The organism is Aminobacter sp. SR38, assembly GCF_014843375.1.
Classification (GTDB): domain Bacteria; phylum Pseudomonadota; class Alphaproteobacteria; order Rhizobiales; family Rhizobiaceae; genus Aminobacter; species Aminobacter ciceronei.
In genome coordinates this window covers 3354437-3370802 of record NZ_CP062112.1, presented here as the reverse complement: position 1 = coordinate 3370802, position 16366 = coordinate 3354437, and the positions used below count along the sequence as shown (strand labels likewise).

Here is a 16366-nt window from a genome sequence, read left to right as displayed (position 1 = left end):
CAAGCCAGTCTGCTACCCCGAGGTCCACGAACTCGACGGCCTCAACTGAAGAAACATCAAGGATAAAACCATGCTCGACGCGCAGCCATCACTGGATCAGGCAGGAAAGCTCACCTAGCTTGCGACCTGCTGGGAGATCGCCCGCGGCAACGCACTGCTATTCCTTGGCCCATCAAGCACGACGCAACTGGGCGGTCAGCATCGGCCGCGAGGCAAGCCGGCATAACCATAGCGTCCAGGTCGGACACCGCCGAGAACTGAGAGCGACTGGCCAAAACCCATAGCGATGGCAGGCTCGACGAGCAGTTGACGATCTGTACCAGGACCAAGCTGCTGATCGTCGACGAATTCGACCACCTGCCATTCGAGCCCGATGTTCTTCCAGATCGTCAGCCGCCGCTACGGGCATGGATCGATGCTGGTGACGTCGGGCCGTTGGCACGTTCGATCTCGGCCGTTAACATACTTCACCCAAATCCCGACGGAACCTGCGAGCGTTGCCGCAAGTGTGCGTTTTCGAACGCTCATTCGCTCATTCGCTCATTCCCTCCTGGCTTTCCTTCGTTCCCTGTTCCGGCTTGTTGCCTTCCCTGTTCCCAAAGGCAGGGAATTACGGCGTAAAGCGCTGAACTGTCAGGGTATTTTGCTGTCGGATCACACAGAAAACGGGGAAAGATGTCAAATTTCCCTGAAAAATGGATATTATCAGGGAACTGGAAGGCTGAGACCTCTTCGATTGAGACTACCCACACCACCAGCGGAATTCACCAAAATCCCTCCTCAGGAGGCGAGGTGCTCGCCTGCCCCCCGCTGCGTCTCTTCGTTGCCATAGATCGAACGTCCAAGTTCGCCTATGCGCAATTGCACGAGACGGCGGGCAAGATGTTAATGGTCCAGTTCCTTCAGGATCTGATTGCGGCCGTGCCCTATGCCATCCACATCGTTCTAACCGACAACGGCATCCAGTTCACCAATCGGACCTGCGATCAGCACGCCCCTCAGCCGGAGTGAGTTCGACGTCCGCTGGCGCACTGGCCGACAAAAAAAGGTTCCATCCACCAGCCTCTTCAGGGCCAACACGGCATCCATGCTCGTTCGCGGCACCGCTGCTCAGAAGGAAGAACGAAGGGATAAGCCGGAAGACGCCCTTCGGTGCTGCCCATAGCCCTCCGAGCAAGCGCTGCGCGGGCGGATCGCCATGCAATCTTAGTAGGGAGCTACCTGAACTAAGTTGCTGCTGCGCCCGACACCAACTTGTTGAATGTCGAGAAGAACTCCGCCGCTAGCTTCTTCGATGTGGAGACGATCAGCCGGCTGCCCAATTGTGCTACCTTGCCGCCGACGTCAGCGCTTGCCTTGTAGGTCAGCAGCGTCACGCCTGGACCATCTTCGGTCAACGTGACGTCCGCACCGCCTTTGGCAAAACCCGCGATACCGCCCTTACCTTCACCGGAGATCGTGTAGAACTTCGGTGCATCGATGTTGGACAGCGTCACCTCGCCGGCGAAGCTCGCCTTGATAGGCCCGATCTTCAGTACGACTGTCGCCTTCATGCGATCGTCTGATGTCTTCTCCAGCGCTTCGCAGCCAGGAATCGATGCCTTCAGCATCTCGGGATCGTTGAGGCCTCGCCACACCGTGGCTATCGGTGCGGGAATGCGCTCTTCGCCTTCAATAATGAGGGACATGTCGGCTCCTTTTCGATGATTTGGATAGAGACGGCAACAGACGGTCACCGCACCTCGCCGAAGGAATGTATGCAATACAAATCACATTGTCTACAACATAAATGAGAATGCCTACATGCAGTGAAAGCAGCAGCGTCGCCTCTAGTGCGGCCAACCTGCTTCCGAGACCGTATCAAGGGCACTGGCGTCATCCCATTTCGCCAAGACGGCGCGAGACGTACATTCCTGTATTCGAAGGTGATGCTGCCAAAGCAAATCAGTTGATGCCGATACCAAGCTGTATGAAAAAAATGGGGAAGAACCGCAGGAAGCCAGCGATCCTCCCCCATTTGCCCTCGCTCTCGTGTGGTCCGCTTGACCGCATATCGCTAACTAGTAGCCTCTGGCTGGCTTCGTGAGATGCAGCGGTTTGCTCCCTGCCGCCACGCGGCGGATGCTTTCGGCCACATCGCGCGCGGCCGCCTCCGGCACAGTGATACTCGCCAGGTGCGGCGTAACCAGAACATTCTCCATCGCCCAGAACGGGTGATGCTTCGGAAGCGGCTCGGTCCAGAATACATCGAGCGTAGCACCACCAATCTGCCCGGACTGGAGAGCAGCGACCAGAGCCGGCTCATCGACAACCAAACCACGCGAGGCATTGATGAACTTAGCGCCTCTTGGCAAGGCGTCGAAAGCGGCCTTGCCGATCAGATGGCGGGTCGAGCCGGTAAGGGGCAACATGTTGACCAGAATTTCGACCTCGGCCAGGAATGAAGCCATCTCTGCACCGGAGTAGCAGGTAACCCCTGATATCTGTTTCTCTGCCTGATCCCAGCCTCTCACGTCGAAGCCCGCGTCAGCCAGCGCGGAAGCGACGGCGGCACCGAGATGCCCAAGCCCGAGCACGCCAACCTTGATGCGGTGTAAGGCCCGTGGGTGAATGTAGCGCCATTCGCCGAGGCGCTTTGCGGTTTCGAACTCATGAAAATCGCGGGCGTAACGGATAACAGAAAACAGCACATAGCTTCGCATGAGCGCCATCATCCCCGAATCCGAAAGCCGCGAGATCGGCACATCGGGCAGGTCTGAGCGCTCGGCAAGGGAGTCGATGCCAGCGCCGAGATTGATGACGAGCGACAGGTTGTTGAATGGCTCGAAGAACCCGGGAAACGGTTGCCAAGCCAGAACAGTGCGGATTTCGTCTGGGTTGCCGACATCCGGATAGATGCGGAAATCCAGCGACGGTAGCTCGGCTTTGAGGACTCGCGCCCATTCCACCGGGTCGTCGAACTCCGAATAGAACAGAAGCGCGCCCAAGTCCTGCCCCGCTTTGGAATCGGTCGATTGGACGATTGTAGATGCGGACATGAGTTCACCAGTCTTTGCTGATGCCAAGGCTCACGTTCCCGCAAGCGGGCACGGCAGCCTGGCGTTTCGAGGAGAGGAGCACCCGCCGGACCCGCCGGCGGGTGGAGACTTGCGCTACATCACCAGGTTGGGAAGCCAGGTAGCGATCGAGGGGACAAAGATCAGCAGCAGGAGGAACAGGAACATCGCGATCAAGAAGGGCGTGTTTGCCCTAAACGTCGCGATGACGTCTTCCTTGCCAATGCGGGCCGCCACGATCAGCGCCAAGGCAACTGGTGGTGTCACTTGTCCAAGTACCACCGTAACCACCATCAGAACACCGAAATGCACGAGGTCGATGTCGAGAGCCATCAGCGAAGGCAACAGGATAGGCATGATCATGGGTATCAGCGGATCGAGGACCATACCCGCGATGAGTGCCAGCAACAGCATGAGCATGATCTGCGGAACGGTCGATTCAAACGGGAACAGCGCCTGCATCAGGTCGGCCAGAGCGACGGGTACCCTCGCCTCTGACAGAGCCCAGCCGAGCGCCACCGAAAAGCCCACGACCAGCATGACTTCACCCGTGAGTACCGTCGCCTCCACCAGGACAGTGCGCAGGTCCCTGAACGTCAAAGTCTTGTAGACGGCCATGGACAAGAGCAGGGCATAGGCGACAGCGAACGCACCGGCTTCCGATGGCGTCAGGATACCGAACACCAACCCGCCGAGGATCAGTCCGGGAAGTCCCATTGGCAAAAGGGCGCGCTTGCCCGTTCGCATCACTTCGTGCCAGGCAAAGCACTGCATCGGCTTCCAGTCATTCTTGCGGGCAAGGATGGCCACGGTCAGCATCAGCGTTCCTGCTAGCACGAGGCCCGGCACCAGACCGGCAAGGAACAGTGCCCCCAAGGAAGTCCCCGTCACGGCGGAATAGAGGATCATCGGCGAGCTGGGCGGGACCAGGATTCCAATGCCCGATGAGGTCGCCGAAAGCGCGGCCGCGAATGGACCCGGATAGCCGTTCTTCTTCATCTTCGGGATGATCACGGACGCGCTGCCTGCCAGATCGGCGACCGAGGTTCCGATCATGCCTCCGAACATCACGCTCACTGCAATGTCGACATGGGCTAGGCCGCCACGCATCCAACCAAAAATCGCCGCGGCGAGGTCGAATAGCCTGTCGGCGATGCCGCTGGCATTCATTATGCCACCGGCCAGGATGAACAGCGGCAATGTAATCAACACGTAGTCGCTGATGCCCGACAGAACTTGCTGGGGCAAGGAAAGCTCCCAGCCACCACTCACCATCAGGAAGACGATAACGGAGGATGCGAGCGCGACGATGATGGGCATGCCCATCAGCGCCAAGACGCAAAGCGTTAATATCACTGCGAGTGCAAGGAAAAGCATGACAAGGTCACTTCCGTTTGAATAGGGGGACCAGAAGGGTCGTGGCCAGTCCGAGCAGCGCGAAGAACAGCCCCGCGATCACGATACCCTTCGGCAGGCGCAGCACCGGCGAAGCATCGCTTCCGAAGATCATGAGGTACTGCCAGGCCAGCCACGCACAGTAGAACATGGCTGCCGAACCCAGAACCGCGCAGAAGCCGGCAACCAAGCGCAAGCGACCTGTCGACAGCCGACCGGTGACGATGTCGCAGCAGATCAGGGACTGCCGCATGCCGGCCATCATGATGCCCAGGGCGGTCAGCCAGACCATCAGGTTGATGGCGATTTCCTCTGCCCAGGGCAGCGGTGTCGAGAGCGCGTATCGACTGAAAGCATTGAGAAACACCAGAGACGCCAGTCCAGCCATCACCAGCATGGCGAGCGTTTCGAGCATCCAGTTCAAGGCCGCGACAAGCTTGTTCCGAAACGCCGGCAACTCGTCCATCTCTCCATGGTCCAATTGTGCAGGAGCAACTGGGGTCATGCAGCACCTGATGCTTTCGGGGAGGCCATACGGCGGGCGAACAACGATCCGTATCCCGGCTTTGCACCGTTGACGTCGAGCACCTCGAGGCAATGCCAGAACGACGCCTGCACGGCCGACACGACCGGTTTGCCCAGGGCTGTCTCCAGTGCCTCGATAGCTCCCGCCGAGCGGAAGTTGGTGCAACTGATGAACACGGCGGTCGCGTCGGGATGATCGGTCTCGCGCACGAGATCGTAGATCTGTTCCAACGGAACCTCGGCCAACGCCTGGTCCTTATCGATGCCTAGGTTGCGGCTGCTCACGACCTTGTGGCCGTTTTCTTCGAGGAAGCGGATGGCACGCGCGTGGACGCCATCCACGTATGGCGTGACCAGGGCCACCTTTCCGGCCCTCACCGCTGCCAGCGCGGCGAGCGTCGCGGTAGAGGCAGTTGTGATCTTCGGCCCAGGAGCCCAGGCGGCCAGCTTCCTGCTGAGCGCGACGTCATAGGCCGTTCCATGGAGGAAGGATGCGCTGGTTCCGCCAAAACACAAAACATCGATCGGCGCCGAACCGAGGAGGCGCGCGGCCTCCTCGAGCTGTGGTGCGTTCATCATCTCCTGGATGCCCTCGACGGTCACTTTGGGGAGCTTGATGCGCGCGGTGTGGACAGCGACACCTTCGGCTGCCATTGCCCACATTTCAGCTTCCATGACCACGCTCGAGGCCATGAAGATCAGGCCGATCCGCGCCTTGTAGCCGTCACCATCGTAACGGAACGCCGGGCGGGGATCGTTCGGTTTCACGCTTCCAACGCTCACTTCGTCATCTCCAGCGCCTTGGCCATGAATTCAGGAGTTACGACCGAAGCCAGCTTCTCAGCGATCGGTGCCGCGGCTGCGGCGAAGGCTGCAGCGTCGACCATGTTGACCTCGACTCCGGCCGCCTTAAACTCGTCGATGAGTTTGGCGTCACTCTCGTCCGATTGCACGCGGGTCGCCTCGCCTGCCTTCTTGGCAGCCTGCTTCAGCTTGGCCTGCAATTCCGGCGTCAGCGCATCCCAGGCCCGCCCGTTCATCGTCAGGGTGATCGGCGTGTAGACATGGTTGGTGATCGAAACGTACTTCTGCACTTCGAACAGCGAAAACTCCTTGATGACCGACATCGGATTTTCCTGTCCGTCGAGCGCGCCCTGGCGCAAGGCGACGTAGGCTTCACCGAGCGGCATGGGCGTCGGCGCGGCGCCGAGCGTCTGGAAAGCGAGGATGCGTCCCTGATTGCTGGGGGTTCGCAGCTTCAGCCCCCGCAGGTCTTCCGGCTTGTTGATCGGACGAACGTTGTTGCTGATCACCCGGAAGCCGAGTTCACCGTAGCCGATGACTTGAAGGCCCGTGGTTTCGCGCAGCGACGTCGCGAGCATTTCCCCAAGCTCGCCATCCATCGCGGCTCGCGCCTTGGATTTGTCGGGAAACATGAAGGGCATGTCGAAGACGGCGAACTTGCTGTCGAGCGACACGATGTCGGATCCCATGGAAACGATCTCAACCTGGCCGGCCCGGATCAACTCGGCGAGTGCTCCTTCGTCGCCAAGCGCGCCGCCCTCGAAGTAGTCCATGGCAACGTCGTCGCCGGCCAGCACCTTGAGCTCATCGCGGAACGTCCCGAGCATGACGTTGGTGGGGTCGCGGCCCGTCGTTTCCACCGCCAGGCGCAGCTTCGTCTGCGCGCTGGCGGCCAAGCCGGATCCCAATACGACGGCAATCGCTGCTGCAGCGACGACGCTCAATTTCCTGATCATGTGTCTTTCTCCCATTTGTTGTTTGGACACCGCGAAGCCCCCGCAAGACAGCGGACGGATTCGCGGCGATTCCCGCGAAAAACGCTCAGCGTTTGTCAGCTTCTAATTCGTCGCCCCCGTTCCCTTGAGGGGCGATGCGAATGCATCCCGTCGTTTGGCCCCTGCGGCTGCCTCTGCGAGCAGTCCGCCTTGGCGCGACCTTTCTGACGACGACTTGAACATGCTCGGTCGATTAGAGATAATACTTTTAATCGGCCAACAAGATAGGTTTTCCCTATGCACTTCTCGTTGCGCAATCTGGGCTACATCGTCGCCACTGCCGAACTCGGTAGTGTGACGGATGCTGCCAAGGGGCTGAACGTGTCGCAGCCGACGATTTCCGCCGCAATCGCCCACGCGGAGGCTGAGCTCGGTGCCCAGATATTCGTGCGCCATCACGCCCGCGGCATGACGCTCACAGTCGCCGGACGGAAGCTGGTCAGCGAGGCTCGGCTGTTGCTTAGCCATGCGCGCGACTTTCAGCGCAGCATGCAATCGCTGGCCGATGGCGAAGCCGGTGAAATCACCATCGGCTCGTTCATGACCCTGGCTACCCGCTTCATGCCGGCACTGCTCAGTGGCTTCTCCCAGCGCCTCCCGGGGATCGCCGTCAACCTCGAGGAAGGCAACCAGCAGGACATTGTCGACGGCCTGCTTTCGGGTCGGCTGGAGCTCGCGCTTTCCTACGCCTACGCCCTGCCCGACGAGGTGTTGGGCGAGCGTTTGGCGGAGCTGCCACCCTATCTGCTGGTGGCGGGCGACCATCCGCTGGCCGGGCGTGAAAGCGTAAGCCTCAAGGAACTGGCCGCCGAGCCGTTCATCCTGCTCGATCTGCCGCATTCGCGCGAGTATTTCTTCAACCTGTTCCTGACATGCAAGGTCGAGCCGCGCGTTGTCTACCGCTCGCGATCCTACGAATTGATCAGGGGCCTGGTCGGTCACGGCCACGGCTTCACCATCCACAATGCCGTGCCCGGCACGACGATCGGCTATGACGGTTCGAAGATCGCGGTCGTGCCGATCCGCGAGACGCTGCCGCCCGTCCATGTGATGAGCCTGCGCCTTCGCCGGCAGACGATGCGTCCGGCCGTGAAGGCCTTCGCCGAATATCTGCGCGAGGCATTTTCGCCGGGCGGAATCTTTCGCCAGCCCACCCCCGCAACGCGGGCAAAAGGTCGCTGATGACGCGACACCGCCAACCGAGGGACTGGCTGATCCCATTGCGGGATCAGCTATCCATTGAAGCCCGCAAATCGGCGCGGGCACGGGGGCGTCAGTCGCGCGCGCCACACCAGTCGTAGATACAGAGCGCCATCACCTTGATGGCGGTCAGGTAGTCTTCGATCGAGACATACTCGTCATTGGCATGCATGACCGCTGTCGAGCCGGGCCCGAAGATCACCGTCGGCGTCTCGCCATAGCTGTTGAGGAAGCGGGTATCGGCAGCCCCCTGGCGTCCGCTGATTTCAGGCTTGCGACCGGTCAGCTCGGTGAAGTTCCTCGACACCAGATCGACGATGGCGTGATCTCTCGGGATTTCCGAGGCTTCGGCGTCATAGCCGACGAAACGCACGACCGGCGGGTGCTCGCGCATCCACTCATCTTCCGCCGCTACCTTGGCGATCTTGTCGACGAGGCTCTGCTTGACACCTTCATGATCCTCGCCCGGTACGGTTCCGATGCTGCCTTTGAGCACCGCACTCGCCGGGAAGGCGCTCGGATAATTGCCCGCCTGGAAGCTGCCGATGATGCAGGGCAACGAGTCGATTGCGCTTGGATAGAGCGGATGCCTGACGGTCGCGACACGATGATCCTCGAGCTCCTGGACGGCCTTGACGATCTTGTTGCCGAGGTCGATGGCGCTGATGCCGAGATAGCGCTGCTGGATGCCCGCCGGCTTACCCTGCACGTCGATCTGAAACCAGATGCGGCCGATACATGCCGGCTGAACCGCCAGATCGCTCGTCTCGCCTGAAATGCCTGCGTCAGCCTTGTAGCCGCGGATCACGGTATCGAGCGTGCCGTGGCCACTGACCTCCTCATCGATGACGACATTGATGTAGACGTCACCCTTGAGCTCGACGCCTGCCTCCTTGAGGAACTCGACGGCGAGGATGTGGCTCGCCACGCCGCTCTTCATGTCGCAGGAACCGCGACCATAGATGCGGCCATCCTTGATCGACGCCGACCATGGATTGTCGCTCCAGCCTTCGCCGTTGCCGACGGGAATGACGTCCGTATGCCCGTTGAGCAACAGCGAACGGCCGCCGCCGATGCCCTTCCGGGTGCCGACGATGTTGGGGCGGCCTTCATAGCCCCGGTCGACCGGGCGATAGCCGGGGTGCTTCTTCAGCTCTTCCCAGTTGGTCTCCCACATGTCGACTTCGAGACCCATGCCGTTCATGTAGTCGGCCACGAACGCCTGGATAGCGGCCTCGTCGCCGGTCACGCTTGGGATCGTCACCATTTTCTGGAGAAACTGGACGGCCTTGTCACGGTTCTTGTCGATCGTGTCCAGGATGGCCTGTCGTTGACTGGTCATAGCGTAGCGGCTCCAGAATTTGCGGAGAGATGAAGGTTGGGGGATTTTGGGGGTGGACGCAGCCGATCGCTGCGTCCGTTCATCAGAGCTCAGGGCATCAGGCTCGGAAGCCAGAGCGAGATCTGCGGGAACATGATCATCAGGATCATCAGTGTGATGTTCATCAGCACGAACGGCATGGCGGCCCGATAGATGTCGCCCATCGTGGTTCCCTTTGGCGCGATGCCTTTCATCACGAACAGGGAAAGTCCGGCCGGTGGCATGATGGTGTCCAGCTCGAGATTGACCATCATGATGATGGCAAACCAGATCGGATCCCAACCCATGGCATGTACAACAGGCATGAAGATCGGAACGGTGATCAGCACGATCGAAATCTGCTCGAGGAAAATGCCGATGACCATGACGGTGATCATCATCATCGCCATGAGGACGTACTGGTGAACCGGCAGATCGGTGGCCCAGCCGGTGATGGCAGTGGTTGCGCCCGAGAAGCTGAGCAACTGGCCGAAGCCTGCCGATCCGGTGAGGATCAGCAGGATCATCACCGAGATATGCGTCGCCGAACCAATGCCCTTCTTGAGCACCGCCCAGTTCAGCTTTCCATAAAGAAATGCCAGCACGAAGGTCATGAACGTGCCGATCGATGCCGCTTCCGTCGGCGTGGCGATACCACCGAAGATGAGACCGACGACAAGGACGATGATCGACACCGGCGGCACGAGGTATAGTGCGGTGTCCTTAAGCTTGCGGCCAAGCGGCACACGCGGCACTTCATAGGCGGGGGCCACATGAGGCTGAAGCGTCGCCCGGATGACGATGTAGGCAATGTACATCGTCGCAAGCATGATCCCGGGAATGACCACGCCGACCAGGACCTTGGCGATGGAAAAGCCGCCGACGCTGGCGAGCACGATTGCAAGCGTGCTGGATGGCATCAGGATTGCCAGGGCGCCGCTGCCCAGGATGGGCCCAAGCGACATCGTCTTGGAGTAGCCACGCCGTTCCATCTCGGGAGTGAGCGTCGAGCCGAGCATGGCAACGCTGCCCATGGCAACGCCGGTCAGCATGGCAAGGATCGTTCCGGCGCCGACCGCAAGGACCGCGAGGCGTCCGGCAATGAAGCCCAGCCACTGATCGAGCACGTTGATCAGCCGTTCTGCGATGCCGGTATGAAACATCATGCAGCCCATGAGAATGAACATGGGAATTGGCACCAGCATGAAGGACGCGATCGAGCTGTCGATGCTGAGGATGATCTGATTGAAGCCGCCGCTTCCCCAAAGGAAATAGACGCCGACCAGATTGACGACGATGAAGGAGATTGCGACCGGAACGCCGATCACCATAAGGGCCGCGAGGGCGCAGAAGAACGCGAGTAGAAATTCCCACCATTCCATGATGATCAGGCCTCCGCCGCGACGAATTCGGATTTCAAGACAATGCCCTTCTGTATGCGGATCGCGCGACGGATGAACTCGATGCCGAGCACCGTGCAGCCGAAGGGGATCACCCAGAGATTGAGAGCGCGGGGGATCTCGAGTTCGGCGGCGACCATGACGCCTCGTTTGATGGAAAGGCCCGTCGCGATGACGGCAAAGTAGGCGATCACCAGGCATGCGATGGCACCCACGATGGAGCTTGCGACGCCCATAATGCGCTGGCCTCTTTCGGACAGGTTCGACGTCAGGATGTCGATCGTGATGTGGCCTTCATTGCGAAGGACCCAGGCCGCGCCAAGAAACGCGACATAGACCATCATGGTGCCACTGATCTGGTCGATGCCCATGATGCCGTGATTGAACAGCGCGCGGCCGACGACCTTGACCACGGTCGCCAGCATGATCGCCAGGAGCAGGCAGGCAGCGCTTGCCGCCATGACGTCTTCGAGCCGGTCGAAGAGCTTTCCGAATGTTCTCATGAACATTATCCAATTTGGTGAGGACCCCGGCACCGCCGTGAAGGATCGAAACGACGCTTCGCAGCGATTGCCGGGAAATCGTCTAGCTACTTGGCCAGCAAGCGCTGGGCCGTTTCGAACTGTTCGGCGCTCAGGACCGTCTTGTAGTAGGCCCACAGCGAATCCTTGGCCGTCGCGTTCCAGCGCTCAGCCTCTGGCTCGGACAGTTTGAGCACCTGCATGCCGGCCTTTTGCATGAGACCGACCTGCTCGGCGAGGTTCTTGGCGAACCATGCACGGGTCCATTCCTGCGTCTCTTTCATCGCCTCGAGCAGGATGCCCTGCGTCTCGGGAGTAAGGCTGTCCCACTTGTCCAGGTTCATGGCGATGCTGGCGCCGCTGCGGTACATCGGCTGATCGATCATGTATTTGGTGACCTCCTGCCAACCGTAGCGGGTGAAGGCATCGGCAACCGGCCAGGTGAAGCCGTCAACAGTGCGGCGATCCATGGCCAGGAAGATATCGCCTGGCGGGAGTGTCACGGACTCAGCACCTGCAGACTGCACGAAATGGCGGGTGACCGGCGTAACGCGAAGCTTCTTGCCTTTCAGGTCATCGATGCTCGTGACGGGAAATTGCGTGCTGACATAATGAGTGCCAACACCTGGCTCGCCGGTTGCATGCCCGAGGTAGCGAACGCCCTTTGGCTCGTACAATTTGACCAGGAAGTCATGGAGCTCCGAGCCCGGACCGTCATCCGGGGTCAGATGTGTCGAAAGTTCGGTGATGTCACCGCCCGGCACGACGCCGGTGAAATAGTTCGGTGCCCCGTACCACACGTCGAACACACCATTGACGAGGGCTTCCGGCTGATCGAATGGCGGGATCACTTCGTCCGCGCCCATATACTGGATCTTGACCTTGCCTTCGCCAAGACGATTGACGTTGTCCATGAAATTCTTGCCGACGTCCGCCGTCGGAGAAAAGCCATGCGCCCAGGCGCCGACCATCTTCAGCGTCACGGTGTCGTCGGCTTGAGCTGCGGTGCCGAGTAAGGCGAGCCCAAAGGCTGCCGCACTCAAGCTCCACGCAAAGCTTCGCATTGCAAACATAGTTCCCTCCCTTGGCAGCTCGCGCTCGACGCCGGCTGCGCTGAACTCGTCGACCTTCGACGCCCACAGGTTTCCTCCCAGTCGGCGATGGCTCAACATAATGCGGAATCCTCACAGTTGTCTACAATCTTTTTTTTATTGCATACAACTGCGGCCTCGCTTAGTTTGCTGACAAGCGGCCGAGACCGTATTGATGGGTTCGGGTGGAGACTCCGTCAGGATTCTCCCCCTTTGTTAAGAGGAAACTGATGAGGCCAGCGTCATTCGAGTATCACCGCGCGACCTCACTCGAGCACGCGCTCGAGTTGCTGGGCGAATTCGGCGAGAACGGTCGGCCGATCGCCGGTGGCCAAAGCCTTGTGCCGATGATGAATTTCCGGTTGGCGCGGCCTGGCCATCTTGTCGACATCAATCGCCTGCCGCTCGATGCGATCGAAATCGTCGGGCCCGTCCTGCGGATAGGCGCGTTGACCCGGCACATTGCCTATTTCGACGATCCCTGGATCGCGCGGCACTTTCCCGCCTTTCTCGACGCAGTCCACTACATCGGCCATCCGACGATCCGGCGAAACGGTTCGATCGGTGGCAGCATTTCCCATGCCGACCCAACCGCCGAGCTGCCGGCCGTCTCGGTGCTCTACGATGCCGATATCGTCGCTCGCTCGGTCACGGGCGAGCGACGCATCAAGGCACAGGAGTTCTTCCTGAGCGCCTATGTGACCGCGCTCGAACCGGGTGAAATGGTGGTAGCGGTAGAGTTTCCGATTCCGCCGGCGTCATCGACCGGCAGTTTCATCGAACTGGGCGAACGCAGCGGCGACTTCGCAACGGCATCGATCGGAATCTCGCTGGAGCATGGCGGCGGCAAGGTCGTTCGGGCAGCCATGGTCTGCTGTGGCGCGGACCTGTTCCCCATGCGGGCGCCGGACGTGGAAGACTTCCTCGTCGGCAAGTCCCTCGCAGATCCGCCCGCTGCCGAGGCTGGTCGCATCTTCGCCGCCTCGATCGACCCGGTCGACGACCACATTGCCTCAGCAGACTATCGCCGTGGCCTGATCGCCGAACTCACGCACCGCGCCATCGAGGCGGCCTGCACCAGAGCGCTGGACAAATCATGATCGACATTACCCTGGAAGTGAACGGAAAAACCAAGACGCTGAGCGTCGAACCCAGACGCCTGCTTGCGGATGTCCTGCGCCAGGAATTCGGCCTGTCAGGCGTCCATATTGGCTGTGCCCACGGTGCCTGCGGCTGCTGCACAGTGCATCTCGACGGGACACCGCGGCTTTCGTGCCTCACCTTCGCCGCTCAGTGCGACGGCTCAGCGATCCGGACCGTCGAGAGCATTGGCGGGCCGACAGCGGAACACGCGCTTCAGCAGGCTTTCCGCAGCGAGCACGGCCTGCAATGTGGCTACTGTACCCCTGGGTTCATCATGACGCTGGTGCCTTTCGTCGAAGAGATGGTCGAGCAGAAGCGCCTGCCCGGCGATGAAGAGATCCGCGAAGCCATGAGCGGCAACATCTGCCGCTGCACCGGATATCACGGCATCGTCGCGGCCGTCCGCAAGGCGGTCAATCTGGGCCTTGGCGGAGGAATGTGAAATGATGGCTGATCGTCCCAAACATATCGGCGCCCGCGTCCAGCGCTTCGAGGATACACGCCTGCTGTCCGGCTCGGCGCGCTACGTCGACGACATCCGCTTGCCCGACATGCTCCACCTCTCATTCGTTCGCGCAGACACGGCACATGCCAACATCGTCGAGATAGATACCTCGGCGCTGGCCGATCTCGACTATGCGACCTGGGTGTTTACCGGCAAGGATACCGCCGGGCTGTCGATGAAGGCGCACCAGGACTATCCAGAAATGCAGTATTCCGAGCAGCCGCTGCTGGCTGAGGGCAAGGTGCGTTTCGTCGGCGAACCGGTCGCCGTGGTCCTGGCCGAGGATGCCTACAAGGCCGAGGATGCTGCCGAACTCGTCTTCGTCGATTACGAGACCCTGCCCGTCATAGGCACCATGGCACAGGCGCGAGACCCCTCGCTTCCACCGCTGTTCGACGGCTGGGCCAGCAACATCATCGTTCAACGCCAGATGAAGGGCGGCGATCTCGAAGCGGCAAGGGCCGCGGCGGCCCACATCATCAAGCGCACCTACAGCACCCAGCGCCAGGCTGGCGTGCCGATGGAATGCCGGGGCGTCGTCGCCAGCTACGACCATGCCGACCGCGTGCTCACAGTCTGGTCGTCAACCCAGATGCCGCACCTGGTACGCACCTACATCTCCGAGGAACTGGACCTGCCGGAATCCCGCATCCGTGTGGTCGCGCCCGATGTTGGCGGTGGCTTCGGGGTCAAGGGCCAGGTGTTCGGCGACGAGGTCCTGGTCGCCTGGCTCGCCATGAAGACCGGACGTCCGGTCAAATGGATCGAAGACCGCCGCGAACACCTGATTGCAAGCATCCATGCCCGCGACCATCAACACACACTTGAGGCATATGTCTCGGCCGATGGCCGGCTGCTCGGGCTCAAGGCGGATATCACGGTAGACAACGGCGCCTATTCGACCTTTCCGTTCACCTCTGCGGGCGAACCCGGCATGGTCGGCAAGGTCCTGCCTGGCCCCTATGACTTCCAGGCCTACGAGGCGACATTCCGTGCGGTCGCGACCAACAAATGCGCGATCGGCACCTATCGCGGCGTCGCACGCCCCTCGGCGGTGTTCTCCCAGGAGCGCCTGATGGACGACATCGCCAAGGAACTGGGCATGGACCCATTTGCCTTCCGGCTAAAAAACATGATCCGGCAGTTTCCGTACAAGAACGTGCTTGGCTTCAGCTACGACGAAGGCTCCTACGCGCAATCGCTCGAGCAGATGCAGGTGCTGCTGGCCGAGGACGTGACCGAAGCTGCGGCCTCGCGCGGTTCCAGCACCAAGCGCGTGGGCGTCGGCATCGCCTGCTTCATCGAGCAGACGGCGCATGGCACGCCCGATTTCACCAGGCGCCGCGTGCCGATCGAGACCGGCTATATCGCTGCCCGGGTCGAGATGTCGCCAGACGGCGAGGTCACGATCGACCTCGGACTGCAAAACCATGGTCAGGGTCTCGAAACGACGATGGCCCAGGTTGCCGCCGATGCGCTCGGGGTGAACCCGGAGAACGTCTATGTCCGCCACGGCGACACGTTGACCACGCCCTATTCCGTAGGCACCTGGGGTAGCCGCGGTGGGGCTCTGGGTGGCGGTGCCGTCCATCTTGCCTCGCTCAAGCTCGCCGCCAAGCTGAAAGCCATCGCCGCCCACCTGCTTCAGGCCAAGCCGGATGAGATCGAACTGTCAAACGGCAATGCCTATGTCCGCGATGCCGAACAACGTTTCATTGCCATCCGCAAGCTCGCGCGGGCAGCGCTGCGCAACGTCGATCAGCTTCCCGAGGGCATGCAGCCGGGTCTTGAAGCCGAGCAACGCCAGGATGGCCCCAGGGACGGCACCTATTCGAATGCGGTGCATGCCGCCGTTGTCGAAATCGACATCGCGACCGGCAAGATGAAGTTGCGGCGGTTTGTCGTGGTCGAAGACTGCGGCACCATCCTCAACCCGCTGGTGGTGGACGGCCAGGTACGCGGCGGCGTTGTCCAGGGCATCGGCTCGGCCATGTTCGAGCATTTCATCTACGATGCCGAATGCCAGCCCCTGACCACCAGCTTTGCCGACTACCTGATGCCGCTGGCGCCTGAAATCCCCAACATCGAGGTTCATCATATCGAGACCCCTACCCCGTTGACACCGCTGGGTGCCAAGGGCCTGGGAGAAGGCGGAGCGATTGGCCCTGCGGCGGCCATCGCCAATGCGGTGGCCAATGCGCTGGACGTCGGCGTCTCTTCGACACCGCTGAACACCAATGCGATATGGAAGCTCTCGCAACATCTTCGCGGGGCGGCCTGAGGCCGCCGCCCTGCCAAAGTGGAGGCCAACAAAAAGGCCGGCGGAGCAATCCGCCGGCCTTTTCCGCTTCACTCAGCTTCGACCGCAGCC

14 protein-coding genes and 1 pseudogene are annotated in these 16366 nt (G+C 60.9%); 5 read left to right on the top strand and 10 right to left on the bottom strand.

Annotation, left to right across the window (positions count from 1 at the left end; all coding sequences use genetic code 11):
- Positions 1 to 810 precede the first annotated feature (810 nt).
- Positions 811 to 996: pseudogene (locus tag IG197_RS16455) on the top strand (IS481 family transposase); the annotation flags it as partial.
- A 230-nt stretch (positions 997 to 1226) separates the two neighbouring features.
- Here the strand turns inward: IG197_RS16455 and IG197_RS16450 are convergent.
- The 6 genes from IG197_RS16450 to IG197_RS16425 all read right to left on the bottom strand — a co-directional run bounded on the left by IG197_RS16450 (position 1227) and on the right by IG197_RS16425 (position 6736).
- Entirely contained in the window at positions 1227 to 1688 is a 462-nt protein-coding gene (locus tag IG197_RS16450) for a carbon monoxide dehydrogenase subunit G (protein WP_067956337.1), read from the bottom strand.
- Between the two features lie 372 nt (positions 1689 to 2060).
- On the bottom strand, positions 2061 to 3065 hold the full coding sequence (locus IG197_RS16445; RefSeq protein WP_246765165.1) for a glyoxylate/hydroxypyruvate reductase A: 1005 nt from the start codon (positions 3063 to 3065) through the stop codon (positions 2061 to 2063).
- An 87-nt stretch (positions 3066 to 3152) separates the two neighbouring features.
- The gene (locus IG197_RS16440; RefSeq protein ID WP_192313405.1) at positions 3153 to 4433 is read right to left on the bottom strand and encodes a TRAP transporter large permease; all 1281 of its coding nucleotides are present in this window, start codon (positions 4431 to 4433) and stop codon (positions 3153 to 3155) included.
- Positions 4434 to 4440: 7 nt separating this feature from the next.
- Positions 4441 to 4917 carry a TRAP transporter small permease gene (locus IG197_RS16435; RefSeq protein ID WP_067956331.1) on the bottom strand — a complete coding sequence of 159 codons (477 nt, stop codon included), beginning with the start codon at positions 4915 to 4917 and terminating at the stop codon, positions 4441 to 4443.
- Positions 4918 to 4952: 35 nt separating this feature from the next.
- Positions 4953 to 5744, bottom strand: coding sequence for an Asp/Glu racemase (locus tag IG197_RS16430; RefSeq protein ID WP_246765164.1), 792 nt, complete (start codon positions 5742 to 5744; stop codon positions 4953 to 4955).
- Between the two features lie 11 nt (positions 5745 to 5755).
- Positions 5756 to 6736 carry a TRAP transporter substrate-binding protein gene (locus IG197_RS16425; protein ID WP_185910263.1) on the bottom strand — a complete coding sequence of 327 codons (981 nt, stop codon included), beginning with the start codon at positions 6734 to 6736 and terminating at the stop codon, positions 5756 to 5758.
- A 276-nt stretch (positions 6737 to 7012) separates the two neighbouring features.
- On the opposite strand from IG197_RS16425, the gene IG197_RS16420 reads away from it, so the two are divergent.
- Complete coding sequence (locus tag IG197_RS16420; protein WP_067956329.1) at positions 7013 to 7957, top strand: LysR family transcriptional regulator; 945 nt, start codon at positions 7013 to 7015, stop codon at positions 7955 to 7957.
- Positions 7958 to 8048: 91 nt separating this feature from the next.
- On the opposite strand, the gene IG197_RS16415 is transcribed toward IG197_RS16420, so the two are convergent.
- The 4 genes from IG197_RS16415 to dctP all read right to left on the bottom strand — a co-directional run bounded on the left by IG197_RS16415 (position 8049) and on the right by dctP (position 12329).
- Positions 8049 to 9317, bottom strand: a complete 1269-nt coding sequence (locus tag IG197_RS16415) for an ArgE/DapE family deacylase (protein ID WP_192313402.1) — start codon at positions 9315 to 9317, stop codon at positions 8049 to 8051.
- A gap of 89 nt (positions 9318 to 9406) precedes the next feature.
- Entirely contained in the window at positions 9407 to 10717 is a 1311-nt protein-coding gene (locus IG197_RS16410) for a TRAP transporter large permease subunit (protein WP_192313399.1), read from the bottom strand.
- Between the two features lie 5 nt (positions 10718 to 10722).
- On the bottom strand, positions 10723 to 11238 hold the full coding sequence (locus tag IG197_RS16405; RefSeq protein WP_192313394.1) for a TRAP transporter small permease: 516 nt from the start codon (positions 11236 to 11238) through the stop codon (positions 10723 to 10725).
- A gap of 86 nt (positions 11239 to 11324) precedes the next feature.
- Complete coding sequence (gene dctP / locus IG197_RS16400; protein ID WP_192313389.1) at positions 11325 to 12329, bottom strand: TRAP transporter substrate-binding protein DctP; 1005 nt, start codon at positions 12327 to 12329, stop codon at positions 11325 to 11327.
- A 248-nt stretch (positions 12330 to 12577) separates the two neighbouring features.
- Between dctP and IG197_RS16395 the strand changes: the two genes are divergently transcribed.
- From IG197_RS16395 to IG197_RS16385, 3 genes are read left to right on the top strand one after another with little or no spacing between them, the layout of a single operon-like run.
- On the top strand, positions 12578 to 13447 hold the full coding sequence (locus IG197_RS16395; protein WP_192313386.1) for a xanthine dehydrogenase family protein subunit M: 870 nt from the start codon (positions 12578 to 12580) through the stop codon (positions 13445 to 13447).
- Positions 13444 to 13932 carry a (2Fe-2S)-binding protein gene (locus IG197_RS16390; RefSeq protein ID WP_067956321.1) on the top strand — a complete coding sequence of 163 codons (489 nt, stop codon included), beginning with the start codon at positions 13444 to 13446 and terminating at the stop codon, positions 13930 to 13932. Before IG197_RS16395 ends, IG197_RS16390 begins: the two co-directional genes overlap by 4 nt.
- Position 13933: 1 nt before the next feature.
- Entirely contained in the window at positions 13934 to 16276 is a 2343-nt protein-coding gene (locus IG197_RS16385) for a xanthine dehydrogenase family protein molybdopterin-binding subunit (RefSeq protein ID WP_192313383.1), read from the top strand.
- Positions 16277 to 16366: the final 90 nt, after the last annotated feature.